Raw genomic sequence first — 16581 nt, forward strand, 5'->3', positions numbered from 1 at the left:
ATGTTGGCGAGAAGCGAAACGTTTTTCTGTAAATTGTGACGGGACGGTAAAAATCAACATTAAATCCCGCAATGGCGCGGTTTTGGCTGTTTTTATCACTGTTTTTGCCTTAGTGTCTGGTGTCAGTGAGTCGGGTGAGGATTAGTTTTTTTTGAGCGGTGCCCCGGCACGCTTGTCATATAATCCGCTCCGTTCAAGGAATCACTCCTGCCCGCCCGGGCGGGAACGAGCACAGAGCTTGTGGTCCGTAGTTCCCGACGAGCCGGGGCGGATTGCGAGTGTTGTCGCGAACGCTTAAGGAAACACAGCGATGATCCAGACTACTGTATTGCATCCGAAACACCTGGAAGCGGGTGCCAAGATGGTGGACTTCCACGGTTGGGAGATGCCCATCAACTACGGTTCCCAGTTGGAAGAGCACCATGTGGTGCGCACCGATGCAGGCATGTTCGATGTCTCCCACATGACCATCGTCGATTTGACCGGCGAGCGGGTCAAAGCCTTCCTGCAACACCTGCTGGCCAACGACGTGGCCAAACTCACCGTCCCCGGCAAGGCCCTCTACAGCGGCATGCTCAATCCGGAAGGCGGCGTCATCGATGACCTCATCACCTACTTCCTGACCGATACCTTCTACCGCCTGGTGGTGAACTCCGCCACCCGCGAGAAGGATCTGGCCTGGATCCGCCATCACGCCATCGACTTTGCCGTGAGCGTGACCGAGCGCCCCGAGCTTGCCATGATCGCGGTGCAGGGCCCCCACGCCAAGGCCAAGGCGGCCAAGGTGTTCACCCCCGAGCAGAATGCGGCGGTCGAAGGCATGAAGCCCTTCTTCGGTGTGCAGGCCGGGGATCTCTTCATCGCCACCACCGGCTACACCGGCGAAGATGGCTACGAGATCGTGGTCCCCCAAGAGAAGGCGTGCGATCTGTGGCAGGCCCTGCTGGACAACGGCGTGGCCCCTTGTGGCCTGGGTGCCCGTGATACCCTGCGCCTGGAAGCGGGCATGAACCTCTACGGTCAGGACATGGACGAGTCAATCTCTCCGCTTGCCGCCAACATGGCCTGGACCCTGGCCTGGGAGCCTGCCTCCCGCCAATTCATCGGCCGCGCCGCCCTGGAAGCCCAGAAGGCCGCCGGCAACCAGCCCAAGCTGGTGGGTCTGGTAATGGAAGAAAAGGGCGTGCTGCGTGCCGGCATGCCGGTCACCTTCACCAGCGAGAGCGGCGAGACACGGGAGGGGGTGATCACCTCCGGCTCCTTCTCGCCCACCCTGGGTTACAGCATTGCCCTGGCGCGGGTGCCCCGCGATATCGGCGAACAGGCCCAGGTGGAGATCCGCAAGAAGCAGGTCACCGTGAAAGTCACCAAGCCGGCCTTCGTGCGCAACGGCCAGCCGCTGGTGTAATCATTGATTGCGGCGAGGGTTGACCTTCGCCGCCCCATTTTTGTTGAAGCGATCCAAGAGCATAAAGGAAGCACAAATGAGCCATATCCCGAGCGAACTGAAATATGCCACCTCCCACGAGTGGGTCCGTGTTGAAGCCAACGGCGAAGCCGTGGTCGGCATCACCGAGCACGCCCAGGATCTGCTGGGGGACATGGTGTTCGTCGATCTGCCGGAAGTGGGCAAGCAGGTGAGCGCCGGTGAAGATTGCGCCGTGGCGGAGTCCGTCAAGGCCGCCTCCGACATCTACAGCCCGGTGAGCGGCGAGATCCTGGCCGTCAACGAAGAGCTGGAAGGCAGCCCCGAGCTGGTCAACTCCGACCCCTACGGCGCCGGCTGGCTGTTCCGCATCAAGCTGGACGACGCGGGCGAGCTCGCCAACCTGCTGGATGCTGAAGGCTACCAGAACGTGGTGGACGAAGAGTAATGCCCCCGGGCCCTGCCAACACAGCAGGGCCCACTTGTATGACTGCCATCCTGCGGCCATGGCGGTTGCAGGAAAGGCGCAGCCTTTGCGCCTTCGGGATGCCCTTGCCGCATTCCCCGTCTGCCTGCGGCGGACACAGAACATGAGTGGAGCCGGTATCGACCGGCTACAGGAACATCAGGTCTTGGTTGTCAGGATGTCATGCCAGGACCTATTACCAGGAAATAGGGAAATGACCCAGTCACTGTTTGAACTCGAGCAAAAAACCGATTTCATCCGCCGTCATATCGGCCCGGGTGAGGAAGAACTGCGGGCCCTGCTCGCCACCGTGGGTGCCGAGAGCCTGGACGATCTGATTGAGCAGACGGTCCCCGCCGCCATCCGCCGTCCGGGGCCGCTTGGTATCGGCGCCCCCATGACCGAAGTGGAGGCCCTGGCCAAGCTCAAGGGCTATGCGGCCAAGAACCAGATCGCCAAGAGCTACATCGGCATGGGCTACCATGACACCCACGTGCCCCACGTCATCCTGCGCAACGTGCTGGAAAACCCGGGCTGGTACACCGCCTACACCCCCTATCAGCCCGAGCTGGCCCAGGGCCGTCTCGAAGCCCTGCTCAACTTCCAGCAGCTCACCCTGGATCTCACCGGCATGGATCTGGCGAGCGCCTCCCTGCTCGATGAAGCCACCGCCGCCGCCGAAGCCATGGCGCTGGCCAAGCGCATGGCCAAATCCAAATCCAACCTCTTCTTCGTGGCCGACGACGTTCACCCCCAGGTGATCGACGTGGTCAAGGAGCGCGCGGTCCACTTCGGTTTCGATGTGGTGGTCGGCCCTGCGGGCGAGGCCGTGAGCGAAGAGGTGTTCGGTGCCATGTTCCAGTACCCGGGCACCACCGGCAATGTGGCCGATCTGCGTTCCCTCATTGCCGCCGTCCAGGCCCAGAAGGGGCTGGCCTGCGTCGGGACCGACATGCTCTCCCTGCTGCTGCTCAAATCCCCGGGTGAACTGGGTGCCGACGTGGTGTTCGGCAGTGCCCAGCGCTTCGGTGTGCCCATGGGTTACGGTGGCCCCCACGCCGCCTTCTTCGCCACCCGCGATGCCTACAAGCGCTCCATGCCGGGTCGCATCATCGGCGTCTCCAAGGATGCCCGTGGCAAGAGCGCCCTGCGCATGGCCATGCAGACCCGCGAGCAGCACATCCGCCGCGAGAAGGCGAACTCCAACATCTGTACCGCCCAGGTGCTGCTGGCCAACATGGCGAGCTTCTACGCCGTCTACCACGGGCCGGTGGGGCTCAAGACCATCGCCTCCCGCGTGCACCGTCTGACCACCATCCTGGCGCTCGGCCTCACCGCCAAGGGCGTGGCTCTCAAGCACGGAAGCTGGTTCGATACCCTCACAGTACTGACGTCGGACAAGGCTGCACTCATTGCCAAGGCCGAAGGGCTCGGCATCAACCTGCGTGCGGATCTCGATGGTGCGGTCGGTGTGTCCCTCTCTGAAACCACCACCCGAGGGGATGTGGCCGAGCTGTTCGACCTGTTCCTTGGGGCGGGTCACGGCCTCGATGTGGAGGCCCTCGACCAGGCCGCCCAGACGCATCACGCCATTCCGCAAGATCTGCTGCGCACCGACGCCGTGCTGACCCACGAGGTATTCAACAAGTACCACTCCGAGACCGAGATGCTGCGCTACATCCACCGTCTCGAAGCGAAAGATCTGGCCCTGAACTACGCCATGATTTCTCTCGGCTCCTGCACCATGAAGCTCAACGCCACCGCCGAGATGATCCCGGTGACCTGGCCCGAATTCGGCAAGCTGCACCCCTTCGCGCCGCTCAAGCAGACTCAAGGCTACCAGCTGCTGCTGGCAGATCTGGAAGACTGGCTGGTGAAGGTGACCGGCTACGATGCGGTCTGCATGCAGCCCAACTCCGGCGCTCAGGGCGAATACGCGGGCCTCTTGGCCATCAAGAAGTACCACGAGTCTCGCGGCGAGGGGCATCGCGATGTCTGCCTCATCCCGGCCTCTGCCCACGGCACCAACCCGGCCTCCGCCCAGATGGCGGGCCTCAAGGTCATCGTCACCGCCTGTGACAAGGCAGGCAACGTGGATCTGGACGACCTGCGGGCCAAGGCCGCCGAGGTCGGAGACCAGCTCTCCTGCCTGATGGTGACCTACCCCTCCACCCACGGGGTGTACGAGGAGACCATCAAGGAGGTGTGCGACATCGTTCACCAGTATGGTGGTCAGGTGTACCTGGACGGCGCCAACATGAACGCGCAGGTCGGGCTGACGGCGCCAGGCTTTATCGGCGCGGACGTCTCTCACCTCAACCTGCACAAGACCTTCGCCATTCCTCATGGCGGTGGCGGTCCGGGCATGGGCCCCATCGGCGTGAAGAAACACCTGGCACCGTTTGTGGCCGGTCACGCCGTGGTCAAGACCGACAAGGAGAGCCGTGACAACGGCGCCGTGTCTGCCGCCCCGTTCGGCTCGGCCAGCATCCTGCCCATCAGCTGGATGTACATTGCCATGCTGGGTGACGAGGGGCTCAAGAAATCCACCCAGGTCGCCATCCTCAACGCCAACTACCTGGCCAAGAAGCTGGGTGAATCCTTCCCCGTGCTCTATACAGGTCGCAACGGCCGGGTGGCCCACGAGTGCATCCTGGACATCCGCCCGCTCAAAGAAGCCAGTGGCATCAGCGAGATGGACGTGGCCAAGCGCCTGATGGACTACGGCTTCCACGCGCCGACCATGAGCTTCCCGGTGGCGGGCACCCTGATGGTCGAGCCGACCGAATCCGAATCCAAGCGCGAGCTGGATCGCTTCGTGGAAGCCATGACCGCCATCCGCGCCGAGATTGCCCGGGTGCAGGACGGTCACTGGAGCCTTGCCGACAACCCCCTGGTCCATGCGCCGCACACCCAGGACGACGTGATGGATGCAGAGTGGAACCGTGGCTACAGCCGCGCCGAGGCGGTCTTCCCATCCGACGCGGTGCGCGCCAGCAAGCTGTGGCCGTCGGTCAACCGTATCGACGACGTCTATGGCGATCGCAACCTGTTCTGCTCTTGCGTACCCACCGAGGATTACGCCAAGTAATCGCGGCGCAGTAAGACTGACAGCCAATATGCACAAGGCCACCCCCAGGGGTGGCCTTGTTGTGTGTGGCGCCCGTGCGAACGGGCTACTCGCCCCGGCGCGCCGCCTCGATGGTGGCAATGTCAATCTTGTCCATCTGCATCATGGCCTCGAAGGCGCGTCTCGCTGCCTCGGGGTCGGGATCGCTTATCGCCTCGATGAGGACCTGAGGGGTGATCTGCCAGGAGATGCCCCACTTGTCCTGGCACCAGCCGCACTCGCTCGCCTGACCGCCGCTGTCGATGATGGCGTGCCAGTAGCGATCCGTCTCGGCCTGGTCCTGGGTGGCCACCTGAAACGAGAACGCCCAGTTGTGGCGGACCCCGGGCCCGCCGTTGAGGCCGAGGCAGGGGATCCCCATCACCCTGAACTCGACCGTCAGCACATCCCCTTTCTTGCCGGCGGGATAGTCGGCCGGGGCCCGGTGTACGGCACCGATGGCGGAGTCGGGGAAGAGGCTGGCGTAAAACCGTGCCGCCTCCTCGGCATCCCCGTCATACCAGAGGCAAATCCTGTTCTTGACTGGTCTCATTGTGTCGCAGCTCCATCCTGGTGTTTGTCCTTCGACGCCCGTGAGCGGGCGCCCCGATGGGTATCCTGCCGCCCCAGCGCCTGCTGTTTTGCTGGGTGGCAAGCCAGCCTGTACGCCGTTTGCCACCCGCTTGGGGCTTGCATGATGGGGTCAAGTGTAGTGGCATGGGGATCCTGGTCACCAGGCCGGGAGCCGGCATGAAGGCCGCAGCAAGAGAGGAGTCTGCCATGGACAGTACCCAGCGATTCTCGACCCGGGTCGAGGCCTATGTGAAATATCGACCCGGCTATCCCGTCGCCATGCTGGATTTTCTGGCAAGGGAGCTGGCCATGGGGCCCGAGGCCCAGGTGGCGGACATCGGCGCGGGCACCGGCATCCTGACCGCCCTGCTGGCCCCCCGGGTTGCGCGGGTCTGGGCGGTGGAGCCCAACGACGATATGCGGGCTGCCGCCAAACGGCTGCTTGCCCAGGTGGGGAACATCGGCTGGCTGCACGGCAGTGCGGAAGCCACGGGCCTGCCCACGGGGGCGATGGATCTGGTCACGGTCGCCCAGGCGTTTCACTGGTTCGATCGCGCGGCTTTTCGGCAGGAGTGCCAGCGGCTGCTCAAGCCCGGTGGCCAGGTCGCCCTCATCTGGAATGACAGGCTGACGAATACCCCGTTTCTCAAGGCCTATGAAGAGGGGTTGCACGCCTACTCGGGGGATTACGAGGAGGTCAATCATCGCAACCTCGGCGAGGCGGATTTTCGCGCCTTCTTCACTGGGGAGTACCGGCTCGATCGCTTCGAGAACAGCCAGCTGTTCGATCTTGACGGGGTGCTTGGACGGCTCAACTCCTCCTCCTATGCGCCTGTGGCGGGCACGCCGGCCCACGATCAGATGACGGCGCTCGTTCGCCGCGAGTTTGCTCGCCATGCCGTTGACGGCAAGATAGCCTTCAACTATTGCACCCTGGTCTACAGTGGCCGGGTGTAGAACCGTTCAGCGCTGACATCCGCAGTGAAAAGGCCCCCGCCAGTGATGGCGAGGGCCTTGTTTCATTTTGGCGGTCTGTATCCGGGCGATGCGAAAGAGACCGTCGCGCGGCGAAGGGGCGGTATCAGCCCTGATCGATGCTGAGAATGGCCATGGCCTTGGCCAGGGTATCGACCGATTCCTGATGCTTGCCCGCGTTGTGCAGGGTCTCTCCGTCCGCCCTCAACTGCTTCACCTCGGCCAGTTGCTCGGCACTGAGGGCGGGGTCTGCGGCCAGGGCGTCGTCTATCTTCTTCATGTCCATGGGGCAGTGGAAGGCGAGGGCGCTGCCGCAAAAGAGCAGGGCGGCCAACAACAGCATGAGTCTCATCTTTCGGATCTCCATGTGGGGTTCCCGTCAAGCATAGCCCCGCAGGGGGAGGGCATTCGGGTTGAAGGGGGCGGGAGGCAGGGGCTACCATGACCCTTTTGCTGCGAGGAGGCTCCATGGCACTGACAAGGTTGCTGTCCCCCCTGACCAGTCTGGTGATCTTCATTCTGGGTCACGGTCTGTTCAATACCCTGCTGACGGTGCGTCTCTCCGCCGAGCAGGTGTCCGCCCAGGCCATCGGTCTGGTGTCGGCTGCCTATTTCGGCGGCCTGGTGCTGGGGACTTTCATCAATGCCCGCCTCATCATCCGGGTGGGGCATATCCGGGCCTATGCGGCTTATGCCTCCCTGCTCTGTTTTCTGTTTCTGCTGCACGGCATGGTGGTGGAGCCTGTCACCTGGGCGGCGCTGCGGCTGATCGGGGGGTTTGCCACCGGCGGCCTGTTCGTGGTGCTGGAGTCCTGGATGCTGGTCTCAAGCACCCCGGCGAACCGGGGGCGGTTGATGTCCCTCTACATGATCCTGCTGTACGGTTCACTTGCCCTGGGCCAGCTGCTGCTCAAGCAGGTGGACCCCATGGTGCTGACGCCGTTCGCCCTGTGCGCCATGGCGGCGACTCTCTCCGTGGTGCCTCTGGCTCTCTCCCGAGTGGCGACGCCGGCCATGGTGGCACCCCAGCCGGTGGGAGTGCTGGAGCTGGTGCGCCTCACTCCGGCGGGGATGGGCAGCAGCTTTACCTCGGGCCTCATCCTCGGGGCCATCTATGGGCTGTTGCCGCTCTATTTCACCGACAGCGGCGCCTCCCTATCCCAGGTGGCGGACATGATGGCGCTGGTGATCCTGGGGGGGATGTGTCTGCAATATCCCATCGGGCGTGCATCTGATCGTTACGACAGACGGTTGGTGATCCTGCTGCTCTGCGCCCTGCTGACCCTGATCGCGTTGCTGATGGTGCTGCTGCCGGAGCCCTGGCGCGAGCCAATCGAGGGGACTCTTGTCTTCCTGCTGGGGGGCATGGCGTTCTCCATCTATCCCTTGAGCCTCAGCCATGCTTGCGATGAACTGCGCCCGGATCAGGTGCTGGGGGCAAACCAGGGGCTGCTGCTTGCCTACAGCCTGGGAGCCATGACGGGTCCGCTGCTGGCCCCCTTTACCATGGCGACGTTCGGACCACAGGGGCTGTTCGTCTACTTTGCCCTGTGCGGTCTGCTGCTGTCGGCCTATCTCGGCTGGCGCAGGCGTAAGCGAGCCCCCATTCCGCTGACGGAGCATCAGGTCTTCATGCCGGTGCCCCCCAACACCCCCATGACGGCGGAGCTGGAGCCAAGAACGGATCTGGAAGGGGAGGCAGTGCCGGCGAGCTATGCCGCGCCTGATGCAGAAGAGAGAGCGGTGAGTGAAGAGGGGCAGGAGAGGGACGCGCCGCAAGGGCGTTGAAGGCTGCCGACCCAACGACAGGGATAAAAAAACCGACTCCAGGGAGTCGGTTTTTTGTTGAGCGGCGGTTATCAGGCGGTCACGGCATCGGCCTGGGTGGCTTGTGCTTCCGGCGCCGGGTTGCGAATGAGGTAATCAAACGCACCCAGGGCGGCGGTGGCACCTGCCCCCATGGAGATGATGATCTGCTTGAACGGTACCGTGGTGGCATCCCCTGCGGCATAGACGCCGGGCAGGGAGGTGGCACCCTTGGTGTCGATCTCGATTTCGCCAAAGCGGGTCAGGGCCACTTCGCTCCCCTTGAGGAACTCGGTGTTCGGCACCAGACCGATCTGGACGAAGATGCCGGCCACCGCCAGATGCTTGATCTCGCCGGTAGTGCGATCTTCGTAATCCATGCCCACCACCTTGCTGCCGTCGCCGATCACTTCGGTGGTTCGGGCGCTCATGATGATGTCGATATTGCCCATGGAACGGGCCTTCTTCTGCAGCACGTCGTCGGCACGCAGGGTATCGGCGAACTCCACCACGGTGACGTGCTCGACGATGCCGGCCAGATCGATGGCCGCCTCGATGCCGGAGTTGCCGCCCCCGATCACCGCCACCCGCTTGCCCTTGAAGAAGGGGCCATCACAGTGCGGGCAGTAGGCCACGCCCTTGGTACGGTACTCGAGTTCACCCGGCACGTTCAGGTCGCGCCAGCGGGCACCGGTCGCCAGGATCACGGCGCGGCTCTTCAAGGTGGCACCAGAGGCGAGGTCCACGTTGACGTAACCATCCTTGCTGATGGCGGCGGCGCGCTGCTCGGTGATCACTTCCACGCCGTACTGCTTGACGTGCTGCTCCAGGCTGGCGGCCAGCTTGGGGCCCTCGGTGTAGGGCACGGAGATGAAGTTCTCGATGCCGACGGTGTCCATCACCTGGCCACCGAAACGTTCGGCGACAATGGCGGTGCGAATGCCTTTGCGGGCGGCATAGATGGCCGCGGCGGCACCGGCCGGGCCACCGCCCACCACCAGCACGTCATAAGGCGCTTTTTCGCTCAGCTCTTGCGCCTTGCGCTCGGCAGCGCCGGTGTCGAGTTTGGCAAGGATCTCTTCCAGCGAGATGCGGCCCTGGCTGAACGGCTGACCGTTCAGGTAGACGTTCGGGACCGCCATGATTTGACGCTCGTTCACCTCATCCTGGAACAGGGCACCGTCGATCATGGTGTGGGTGATGCCGGGGTTCAGGGTGGACATCAGGTTCAGGGCCTGTACCACGTCCGGACAGTTGTGGCAGGAGAGGGAAATATAGGTCTCGAAGTGGAACTCGCCCTTGAGGTTCTTCACCTGCTCCAGCACGGCCGGATCGGCCTTGGAGGGGTGACCGCCGCTTTGCAGCAGGGCGAGCACCAGGGAGGTGAATTCATGACCCATGGGAATGCCGGCAAAGTGCACGCGCGGGGCCTGGCCCTGGGGCGCGATGCTCATGGAAGGCTTGCGGGCATTGGTGCCATCGGTCAGGGAAATCTTGGGGGACATCTCGGCTATCTCGCTGGCCAATGCCAGGAGTTCGGCGGATTTGTCGCTGTCATTGCCGGACACGCTGATCTCGATGGGATTGACGATGTACTGCAAGTAACCGTTGAGTTGTTGTTTGAGGTTGGTATCTAACATGGTCGAATTCCTTCTTGCTGAATGCGGGTCGGCACGATGACCGGATACAGAAAACAGAGGTCCACACAGCAGACCGGCGCATTTTCTGAGGGCCGTAAACAAGACCGGCCCTTGAACGGGCCGGTCTTCAGAGCGGGGAGGCTTAGATTTTGCCTACCAGATCCAGGGACGGGGCCAGGGTGGCGTCGCCTTCTTTCCACTTGGCCGGGCACACTTCACCCGGGTGGGAAGCAACGTACTGGGCAGCCTTGACCTTGCGCAGCAGTTCCAGTGCGTCACGGCCGATGCCGCCAGCGTTGATTTCAACGATCTGGATGACGCCTTGCGGGTCGATGACGAAGGTACCGCGGTCAGCCAGGCCAGCTTCTTCGATCATCACGCCGAAGTTGCGGGTGATGGTGCCGGTGGGGTCGCCGATCATCGGGTACTGGATCTTCTGGATGGTGTCAGAAGTGTCGTGCCAGGCCTTGTGGGTGAAGTGGGTGTCGGTGGAGACGGCGTAGATCTCGACGCCCAGCTTCTGGAATTCGGCGTAGTTGTCGGCCAGGTCGCCCAGCTCGGTCGGGCAGACGAAGGTGAAATCAGCCGGGTAGAAGAACACCACGGACCACTTGCCTTTCAGGTCAGCGTCAGACACCTGAACGAATTTGCCATTGTGGTAGGCGGTGGCGTTGAACGGCTTGATTTCAGTGTTGATGTAGGTAGACATGTATTTGCTCCTTGGTGATGTACATATGCCTGTCTGGTGTTGAAGAGTCGTGCCAGACGAGGCGCTTAACTTTCGATGGAGTCATCATAGTGACTTTTTCTAATCGGTCAAAGCCACAATTTTGAATCACATAAATCTATTTATTAGATAGACCATCACAACTGTACCTAACATGAATATCTCAGGCCTTCGGAGATAACTCATTGTCGAAGTTCAATTTCTGTCCTGCATGTCACATTTTCAAGGGCTGGGCCGGATTTGTTTTCATTGCGTGAGCAGAGAAGGGGGCAGACGAGGCGGCGCAGTAGAAAAAAGAGGGATAAAAAAATCCCGGCGCCGTCGCACAGACAGGGCCGGGTCATCAAACAAGGAATGGCGATAAATATGCTTTACAGCAAAGACTAACTACGGGGTGTGCAAACTTGCAGACATATGAAGAGAAGATGGCGGGTGCACAATCCTCATCTCCTCTTCGGCAACCATTGCATGGTGGGCATCATAGTGTGATGAATGTCACAACGCAAGTTTTGTGGTGTAATTTTACAGTCAAATTGAAAGTGTTTCACTTAAATAGCCGTTAAATTAGGCTGAAAACGCTTTTATTGTAATTTTATTACAGAATTTTAAGATCAAAAGTCGGTTGGGGGCTCCTGCTCCTCCATCAGCTCCAGCAGATTGATGGCCACGGCGATGAAGTCCGACTCGGTGACGATGCCAACCAGCTTGCGCCCCTTGAGTACCGGCAGACAGCCATATTTGTGGCGCTGCAGATACAGGGCCGCCTCCTTGATGCCGGCGTGGGGATCCACGCTCGCCACCTGACGAGTCATGATCTCGTCGAGCTGGACGCTGTCGGTGAACTCCGCCTCCCGCTCGGGGTTGATCAGCAGCAGCTTGGATTCACGGGTGGCCAGGATGTCCGAGAGGGTGACCAGACCAAGCAGATGCTGGTGTTCATCGACGATGGGAACGTGACGGATCCGCTCCTGCTGCATCAGCTCCATCGCCTGCTTGACGCTGTTTTCCGGACCCAGAGTAAAGGGGTGTTCAGTCATGATCTCGGAGAGGGTCATCATGGTGGGCCTCCTTGTGTGTCTGCTTCCACCCTAGCCCAGCCCCCGTCGCCAGAACATGATCGGGGTCAATACAAAACCTTAAAGGATTTTTAACGGGCCCAGCCTCACAAAATGGCCCGCTATCCCTTGTCTTCCTTGGGTTTTTAGTCTTTTGGGTTGCCTTGGAAGAGGGGGATAACTAGACTAGCCGCCGATTCCCCCGAGGTGAAAGATGCAAGTATCCGATTTTCATTTTGATCTGCCAGACGAGCTGATTGCCCGCTATCCCATGGCGGAGCGTACCGCCAGCCGCCTGCTGCAGCTCGATGGTCAAACCGGCGCCCTGCGCCACGGTCATTTTGTCGATGTGCTTGACCAGCTCAACCCCGGCGATCTGCTGGTGTTCAACAATACCCGGGTCATTCCGGCCCGCATGTTTGGCCAGAAGGCCAGCGGCGGCAAGCTGGAGGTGCTGGTGGAGCGCATTCTGGACGAGCACAGCGTGCTGGCGCACGTCCGCTCGTCCAAGTCCCCCAAGCCAGGTACCCGTCTCCTTCTGGATGGCGGTGCCGACGGTGTGCCCGTCGAGGCCGAGATGCGTGCCCGCCACGACGCTCTGTTCGAGATCCACTTCCTGGACCCGCGCCCTGTGCTGACCATTCTGGATGCCATCGGCCATATGCCGCTGCCTCCCTATATCGACCGTCCCGACGAGGATGCCGACAAGGAGCGCTACCAGACCGTCTACAACCAGAAGCCGGGTGCCGTGGCGGCGCCGACTGCCGGTCTGCACTTCGACGAGCCGCTGCTCGAGCAGATCCGTGCCAAGGGCGTGGAGATGGCCTTCGTGACCCTGCACGTGGGGGCGGGCACCTTCCAGCCGGTGCGCGTCGACAAGATTGAAGATCACCACATGCACTCGGAATACGCCGAAGTGCCCCAGGAGGTGGTGGATGCCATCGCGGCGACCCGCGCCCGCGGCGGTCGGGTGGTTGCGGTGGGCACCACGTCGGTACGATCCCTCGAGAGCGCAGCCAAGGCGACCCTGGCCCAGGGCAAGCCGCTGGCGCCCTTCTTCAATGACACCGACATCTTCATCTTCCCCGGTTACGAGTTCCAGGTGGTCGATGCCATGATCACCAACTTCCACCTGCCCGAATCCACCCTGATCATGCTGGTCAGCGCCTTTGCCGGCTATGACAACGTGATGGCCGCCTATCAGGCCGCCGTGGCGGGACAGTACCGTTTCTTCAGCTACGGGGACGCCATGTTCGTCACCCGTCGCCGGGTGCAGGGTTAAGCCTTGCCCTTCAGAAGTCGTTCAGGCTCTGCTTGTCAGTATGCCGGCCGGCTTCATATTACCGGGCCCCTCGGGCCCTTTGTTGTCAGACTGTTTCTCTGACTGAATAGAGGTAGCAATGAAATTTGAATTGAAAACCACCGATGGGCGTGCCCGTCGCGGTCAACTGGTGTTCGAGCGTGGCGTGGTCCAGACCCCGGCCTTCATGCCGGTCGGCACCTACGGCACCGTCAAGGGGATGACACCGGAAGAGGTACGTGAGACCGGTGCCCAGATCCTGCTTGGCAACACCTTCCACCTCTGGCTGCGCCCGGGTCAGGAAGTGATGCGCGCCCACGGCGATCTGCACGACTTCATGAACTGGCAGGGGCCGATCCTGACCGACTCCGGTGGTTTCCAGGTGTTCAGCCTGGGGCACATCCGCAAGATCACCGAGGAGGGGGTGCACTTCCGTCATCCCATCAACGGCGAGAAGATCTTCCTCGACCCCGAGAAGTCCATGGAGATCCAGTACGATCTGGGTTCCGACATCGTGATGATCTTCGACGAGTGCACCCCGTACCCGGCCACTTACGAGGAAGCGCGCAAGTCCATGGAGATGTCCCTGCGCTGGGCCAAGCGCTCCCGTGACAAGTTCGATGCGCTGGGCAACAAGAACGCCCTGTTCGGCATCATCCAGGGTTCTGTCTACGAACCGCTGCGGGATGTGTCGCTGGACGGTCTCCTTGAGATCGGCTTCGACGGTTACGCGGTCGGCGGTCTCGCCGTGGGTGAGCCCAAAGAGGACATGCATCGCATCCTTGACCATGTCTGCCCGAAAATTCCGGCCGACAAGCCGCGCTACCTGATGGGGGTGGGCAAGCCGGAGGATCTGGTGGAAGGGGTGCGCCGCGGTATCGACATGTTCGACTGCGTGATGCCGACCCGCAACGCCCGCAACGGTCATCTCTTTACCACCGATGGGGTAGTCAAGATCCGCAACGCCAAGTACCGGGAAGACACCAGCACCCTGGATGCGGACTGCGATTGCTACACCTGCAAGAACTACACCCGCAGCTATCTGTACCATCTGGACAAGTGCAACGAGATCCTCGGTGCCCGTCTGAATACCATCCACAACCTGCGTTATTACCAGCGCGTGATGCAGGGTTTGCGGGACGCGATCGAGCAGGGTAAATTAGACGACTTTGTAACTGAGTTTTACCGTCGGCAAGGGAAGCCTGTGCCTCCACTGGCTGAAAATGACGTGAAATAACAACGACATATAAGTTAGTATTCAAATCTACATCAATAAGAGGTTGTTAAATGAGCATTATCTCCAAGGCGTATGCAGAAGGCGCGGCTCCGGCAGCACAGGGTGGTGGCATGGAAATGATCATCATGCTGGCCGTGTTCGGTCTCATCTTCTACTTCATGATCTACCGTCCCCAGGCCAAGCGTGCCAAGGAGCATCGCAATCTGATGAGCTCCCTCTCCAAGGGCGACGAAGTGCTCACTTCCGGTGGCCTGGTCGGCAAGATCGCCAAGGTTTCCGCCGACAGCGACTACATTGTGCTGGCCCTGAACGATCAGACCCAGGTCACCATCAAGCGTGACTTCGTCTCTGCCGTTCTGCCCAAGGGTTCTATTCAGTCCCTCTAATCTCCCGAGGAGCACAGCGTGTTAAATCGCTATCCGCTGTGGAAATACCTGATGGTGATCGTCGTGATCGCCATCGGTTTTCTATATGCAGCCCCCAATCTTTACGGCGAAGACCCGGCCTTGCAGGTCTCTGCCAGCCGTGGTGCCGAAGTCAAACTAGAAACCCTCGATCAGGTGAAGGAAACCCTCGACGAGGCGAAGATCCCGGTCAAGCATGCGGCGTTCGAGCACGGCTTCATCCTGATCCGTTTCAACAACACCGAAGACCAGCTCAAGGCGCGTGACATCGTGGCCAACAAGCTGGGCGACAATTTCATCACCGCCCTCAACCTGGCACCGTCCACCCCCGCCTGGCTTGAGGCCATCGGCGCGGCGCCCCTGAAGCTCGGTCTTGACCTGCGGGGCGGTGTGCACTTCCTGATGGAAGTGGACATGGCCGAAGCGCTGGCCAAGCAGCAGGAACAGATGGTGCAGGATTTCCGCGCCGAGCTGCGCACCCAGAAGATCCGCTACTCCGGTGTACGCCGGGTCGGGGATCAGGTGCAGGTGGTCTTCCGTGACGAGGCCGATCAGGCCAAGGCACTCTCCTTCCTGCGTCGCCAGAATGCGGATCTTGTCTTCACCACCGACCAGAAAGGGGATGACTTCATCCTGCTGGCCAGTCTGAGCGAAGCCAAGGTCAAAGAGGTGAAGAAGTATGCCCTCGAGCAGAACATCACCATCATCCGCAACCGGGTGAACGAACTGGGTGTGGCCGAGCCGCTGGTCCAGCAGCAGGGCGGTGAGCGTATCATCGTCGAGCTGCCGGGGATCCAGGACACCGCCCGTGCCAAGGAGATCCTGGGTGCCACCGCGACCCTGGAGTTCCACATGGTCGATGAGGCTGCCGATATCCAGGCTGCTGCCGCAGGCCGCGTGCCGCCGAGCTCCAAGGTCTACAACGATCGCAACGGTCGTCCCGTGGTACTGCAAAAGCGCGTGATCCTGACCGGTGACCACATCGTGGGTGCCCAGTCCGGTTTCGATGAATACAGCCGTCCCCAGGTCAACATCAAGCTCGATGGTCAGGGTGGCAACAAGATGGCCAACTTTACCAAGGACAACGTTGGCAAAGGCATGGCGACCGTCTTCATCGAGTACAAGCCGGTGGGTCAGCCTGGTCCGGACGGCAAGCGCAAGTTCCGCAAGCAGGAGGAGGTGATCAACGTCGCCACCATCCAGTCTCGCCTGGGTAGCCAGTTCCGCATCACCGGGATCGACAACGCCAACGAAGCCCACAACCTGGCGCTGCTGCTGCGTGCCGGTGCCCTGATTGCTCCGATCCAGATCGTCGAAGAGCGCACCATAGGCCCGAGCCTGGGTCAGCAGAACATCGACAGCGGGATGGAAGCCATCGGCTGGGCCATGCTGGTGATCGTGCTCTTCATGGGGATCTACTACCGTGCCTTCGGTTGGGTGGCCAATCTGGCGCTGACCATGAACCTGGTGCTCATCGTCGGTATCATGTCGATGATCCCGGGGGCCACCATGACCCTGCCGGGCATCGCCGGTATCGTGTTGACGCTGGGGATGGCGGTGGATGCGAACGTGCTGATCTACGAGCGTATTCGTGAAGAGATCCGCAATGGTCGCGGGGTGCAGCAAGCTATTCACCTGGGCTTTGATCGCGCCTTCTCCACCATCGCCGACTCCAACGTCACCTCGCTCATCACCTGCGTGATCCTGTTCGGTATCGGTACCGGTGCCATCAAGGGCTTCGCCCTGACCCTCGGGATCGGCCTGACGGCGTCCATGTTCACTGCCATCACGGTATCCCGCGCCATCATCAACCTGGCCTGGGGTGGACGGCGCATCGACAAGCTGCCGATCTAAGGAAGAGAC

General features: G+C 61.4%; 14 protein-coding genes. 9 read left to right on the forward strand and 5 right to left on the reverse strand.

All coding sequences use genetic code 11. The features are described 5' to 3' along the window. The first annotated feature begins 310 nt into the window (after positions 1 to 310). The 3 genes from gcvT to gcvP all read left to right on the forward strand — a co-directional run bounded on the left by gcvT (position 311) and on the right by gcvP (position 4983). Complete coding sequence (gene gcvT / locus ACB037_RS13890; RefSeq protein WP_010675082.1) at positions 311 to 1408, forward strand: glycine cleavage system aminomethyltransferase GcvT; 1098 nt, start codon at positions 311 to 313, stop codon at positions 1406 to 1408. A 76-nt stretch (positions 1409 to 1484) separates the two neighbouring features. Further along, the gene (gene gcvH / locus ACB037_RS13895; protein ID WP_010675081.1) at positions 1485 to 1874 is read left to right on the forward strand and encodes a glycine cleavage system protein GcvH; all 390 of its coding nucleotides are present in this window, start codon (positions 1485 to 1487) and stop codon (positions 1872 to 1874) included. 232 nt (positions 1875 to 2106) lie between these two features. Continuing rightward, on the forward strand, positions 2107 to 4983 hold the full coding sequence (gcvP, locus tag ACB037_RS13900; RefSeq protein ID WP_103242983.1) for an aminomethyl-transferring glycine dehydrogenase: 2877 nt from the start codon (positions 2107 to 2109) through the stop codon (positions 4981 to 4983). An 85-nt stretch (positions 4984 to 5068) separates the two neighbouring features. Here the strand turns inward: gcvP and ACB037_RS13905 are convergent, their stop codons facing one another. Then, positions 5069 to 5554 carry a VOC family protein gene (locus ACB037_RS13905; RefSeq protein ID WP_216944360.1) on the reverse strand — a complete coding sequence of 162 codons (486 nt, stop codon included), beginning with the start codon at positions 5552 to 5554 and terminating at the stop codon, positions 5069 to 5071. Between the two features lie 227 nt (positions 5555 to 5781). On the opposite strand from ACB037_RS13905, the gene ACB037_RS13910 reads away from it, so the two are divergent. Continuing rightward, on the forward strand, positions 5782 to 6531 hold the full coding sequence (locus ACB037_RS13910; protein WP_223919278.1) for a class I SAM-dependent methyltransferase: 750 nt from the start codon (positions 5782 to 5784) through the stop codon (positions 6529 to 6531). Positions 6532 to 6655: 124 nt separating this feature from the next. Here the strand turns inward: ACB037_RS13910 and ACB037_RS13915 are convergent, their stop codons facing one another. After that, positions 6656 to 6901 (reverse strand): hypothetical protein, encoded by a 246-nt coding sequence (locus ACB037_RS13915; protein ID WP_216944359.1) that lies wholly within the window; start codon positions 6899 to 6901, stop codon positions 6656 to 6658. Between the two features lie 116 nt (positions 6902 to 7017). Here ACB037_RS13915 and ACB037_RS13920 point away from each other — a divergent pair, with 116 nt between their 5' ends. Further along, on the forward strand, positions 7018 to 8337 hold the full coding sequence (locus tag ACB037_RS13920; RefSeq protein WP_143237664.1) for an MFS transporter: 1320 nt from the start codon (positions 7018 to 7020) through the stop codon (positions 8335 to 8337). A 71-nt stretch (positions 8338 to 8408) separates the two neighbouring features. Here ACB037_RS13920 and ahpF read toward each other — a convergent pair whose 3' ends face one another. From ahpF to ACB037_RS13935, 3 genes are all read right to left on the reverse strand, one after another. Next, positions 8409 to 9995 (reverse strand): alkyl hydroperoxide reductase subunit F, encoded by a 1587-nt coding sequence (ahpF, locus tag ACB037_RS13925; protein ID WP_324036829.1) that lies wholly within the window; start codon positions 9993 to 9995, stop codon positions 8409 to 8411. 142 nt (positions 9996 to 10137) lie between these two features. Next, the gene (gene ahpC / locus ACB037_RS13930) at positions 10138 to 10704 is read right to left on the reverse strand and encodes an alkyl hydroperoxide reductase subunit C (RefSeq protein WP_010675074.1); all 567 of its coding nucleotides are present in this window, start codon (positions 10702 to 10704) and stop codon (positions 10138 to 10140) included. A gap of 629 nt (positions 10705 to 11333) precedes the next feature. Beyond that, positions 11334 to 11780: a CBS domain-containing protein gene (locus ACB037_RS13935; protein WP_010675073.1), complete on the reverse strand. Its 447-nt coding sequence runs from the start codon at positions 11778 to 11780 to the stop codon at positions 11334 to 11336. Positions 11781 to 11991: 211 nt separating this feature from the next. Between ACB037_RS13935 and queA the strand changes: the two genes are divergently transcribed. The 4 genes from queA (at position 11992) to secD (ending at position 16572) form a co-directional block, all read left to right on the forward strand. Beyond that, positions 11992 to 13059, forward strand: coding sequence for a tRNA preQ1(34) S-adenosylmethionine ribosyltransferase-isomerase QueA (gene queA, locus ACB037_RS13940; RefSeq protein ID WP_010675072.1), 1068 nt, complete (start codon positions 11992 to 11994; stop codon positions 13057 to 13059). 118 nt (positions 13060 to 13177) lie between these two features. Then, entirely contained in the window at positions 13178 to 14314 is a 1137-nt protein-coding gene (gene tgt / locus ACB037_RS13945; RefSeq protein ID WP_010675071.1) for a tRNA guanosine(34) transglycosylase Tgt, read from the forward strand. A gap of 50 nt (positions 14315 to 14364) precedes the next feature. After that, positions 14365 to 14700, forward strand: coding sequence for a preprotein translocase subunit YajC (gene yajC, locus ACB037_RS13950; protein ID WP_010675070.1), 336 nt, complete (start codon positions 14365 to 14367; stop codon positions 14698 to 14700). An 18-nt stretch (positions 14701 to 14718) separates the two neighbouring features. Beyond that, complete coding sequence (gene secD, locus ACB037_RS13955; RefSeq protein WP_039038737.1) at positions 14719 to 16572, forward strand: protein translocase subunit SecD; 1854 nt, start codon at positions 14719 to 14721, stop codon at positions 16570 to 16572. The last annotated feature ends 9 nt before the right edge of the window (positions 16573 to 16581 follow it).

It is taken from the genome of Aeromonas sp. S19(2024) (genome assembly GCF_041402625.1).
Classification (GTDB): Bacteria; Pseudomonadota; Gammaproteobacteria; order Enterobacterales; family Aeromonadaceae; genus Aeromonas; species Aeromonas caviae.

Coding starts and splice junctions, on each gene's coding strand:
- ahpC (WP_010675074.1), bottom strand. CDS start 10,704: ATGTCTACCTACATCAACACTGAAATCAAGCCGTTCAACGCCACCGCC.
- ACB037_RS13915 (WP_216944359.1), bottom strand. CDS start 6,901: ATGAGACTCATGCTGTTGTTGGCCGCCCTGCTCTTTTGCGGCAGCGCC.
- ahpF (WP_324036829.1), bottom strand. CDS start 9,995: ATGTTAGATACCAACCTCAAACAACAACTCAACGGTTACTTGCAGTAC.
- gcvH (WP_010675081.1), top strand. CDS start 1,485: ATGAGCCATATCCCGAGCGAACTGAAATATGCCACCTCCCACGAGTGG.
- ACB037_RS13920 (WP_143237664.1), top strand. CDS start 7,018: ATGGCACTGACAAGGTTGCTGTCCCCCCTGACCAGTCTGGTGATCTTC.
- ACB037_RS13910 (WP_223919278.1), top strand. CDS start 5,782: ATGGACAGTACCCAGCGATTCTCGACCCGGGTCGAGGCCTATGTGAAA.
- tgt (WP_010675071.1), top strand. CDS start 13,178: ATGAAATTTGAATTGAAAACCACCGATGGGCGTGCCCGTCGCGGTCAA.
- queA (WP_010675072.1), top strand. CDS start 11,992: ATGCAAGTATCCGATTTTCATTTTGATCTGCCAGACGAGCTGATTGCC.
- ACB037_RS13935 (WP_010675073.1), bottom strand. CDS start 11,780: ATGATGACCCTCTCCGAGATCATGACTGAACACCCCTTTACTCTGGGT.
- ACB037_RS13905 (WP_216944360.1), bottom strand. CDS start 5,554: ATGAGACCAGTCAAGAACAGGATTTGCCTCTGGTATGACGGGGATGCC.
- gcvP (WP_103242983.1), top strand. CDS start 2,107: ATGACCCAGTCACTGTTTGAACTCGAGCAAAAAACCGATTTCATCCGC.
- gcvT (WP_010675082.1), top strand. CDS start 311: ATGATCCAGACTACTGTATTGCATCCGAAACACCTGGAAGCGGGTGCC.
- yajC (WP_010675070.1), top strand. CDS start 14,365: ATGAGCATTATCTCCAAGGCGTATGCAGAAGGCGCGGCTCCGGCAGCA.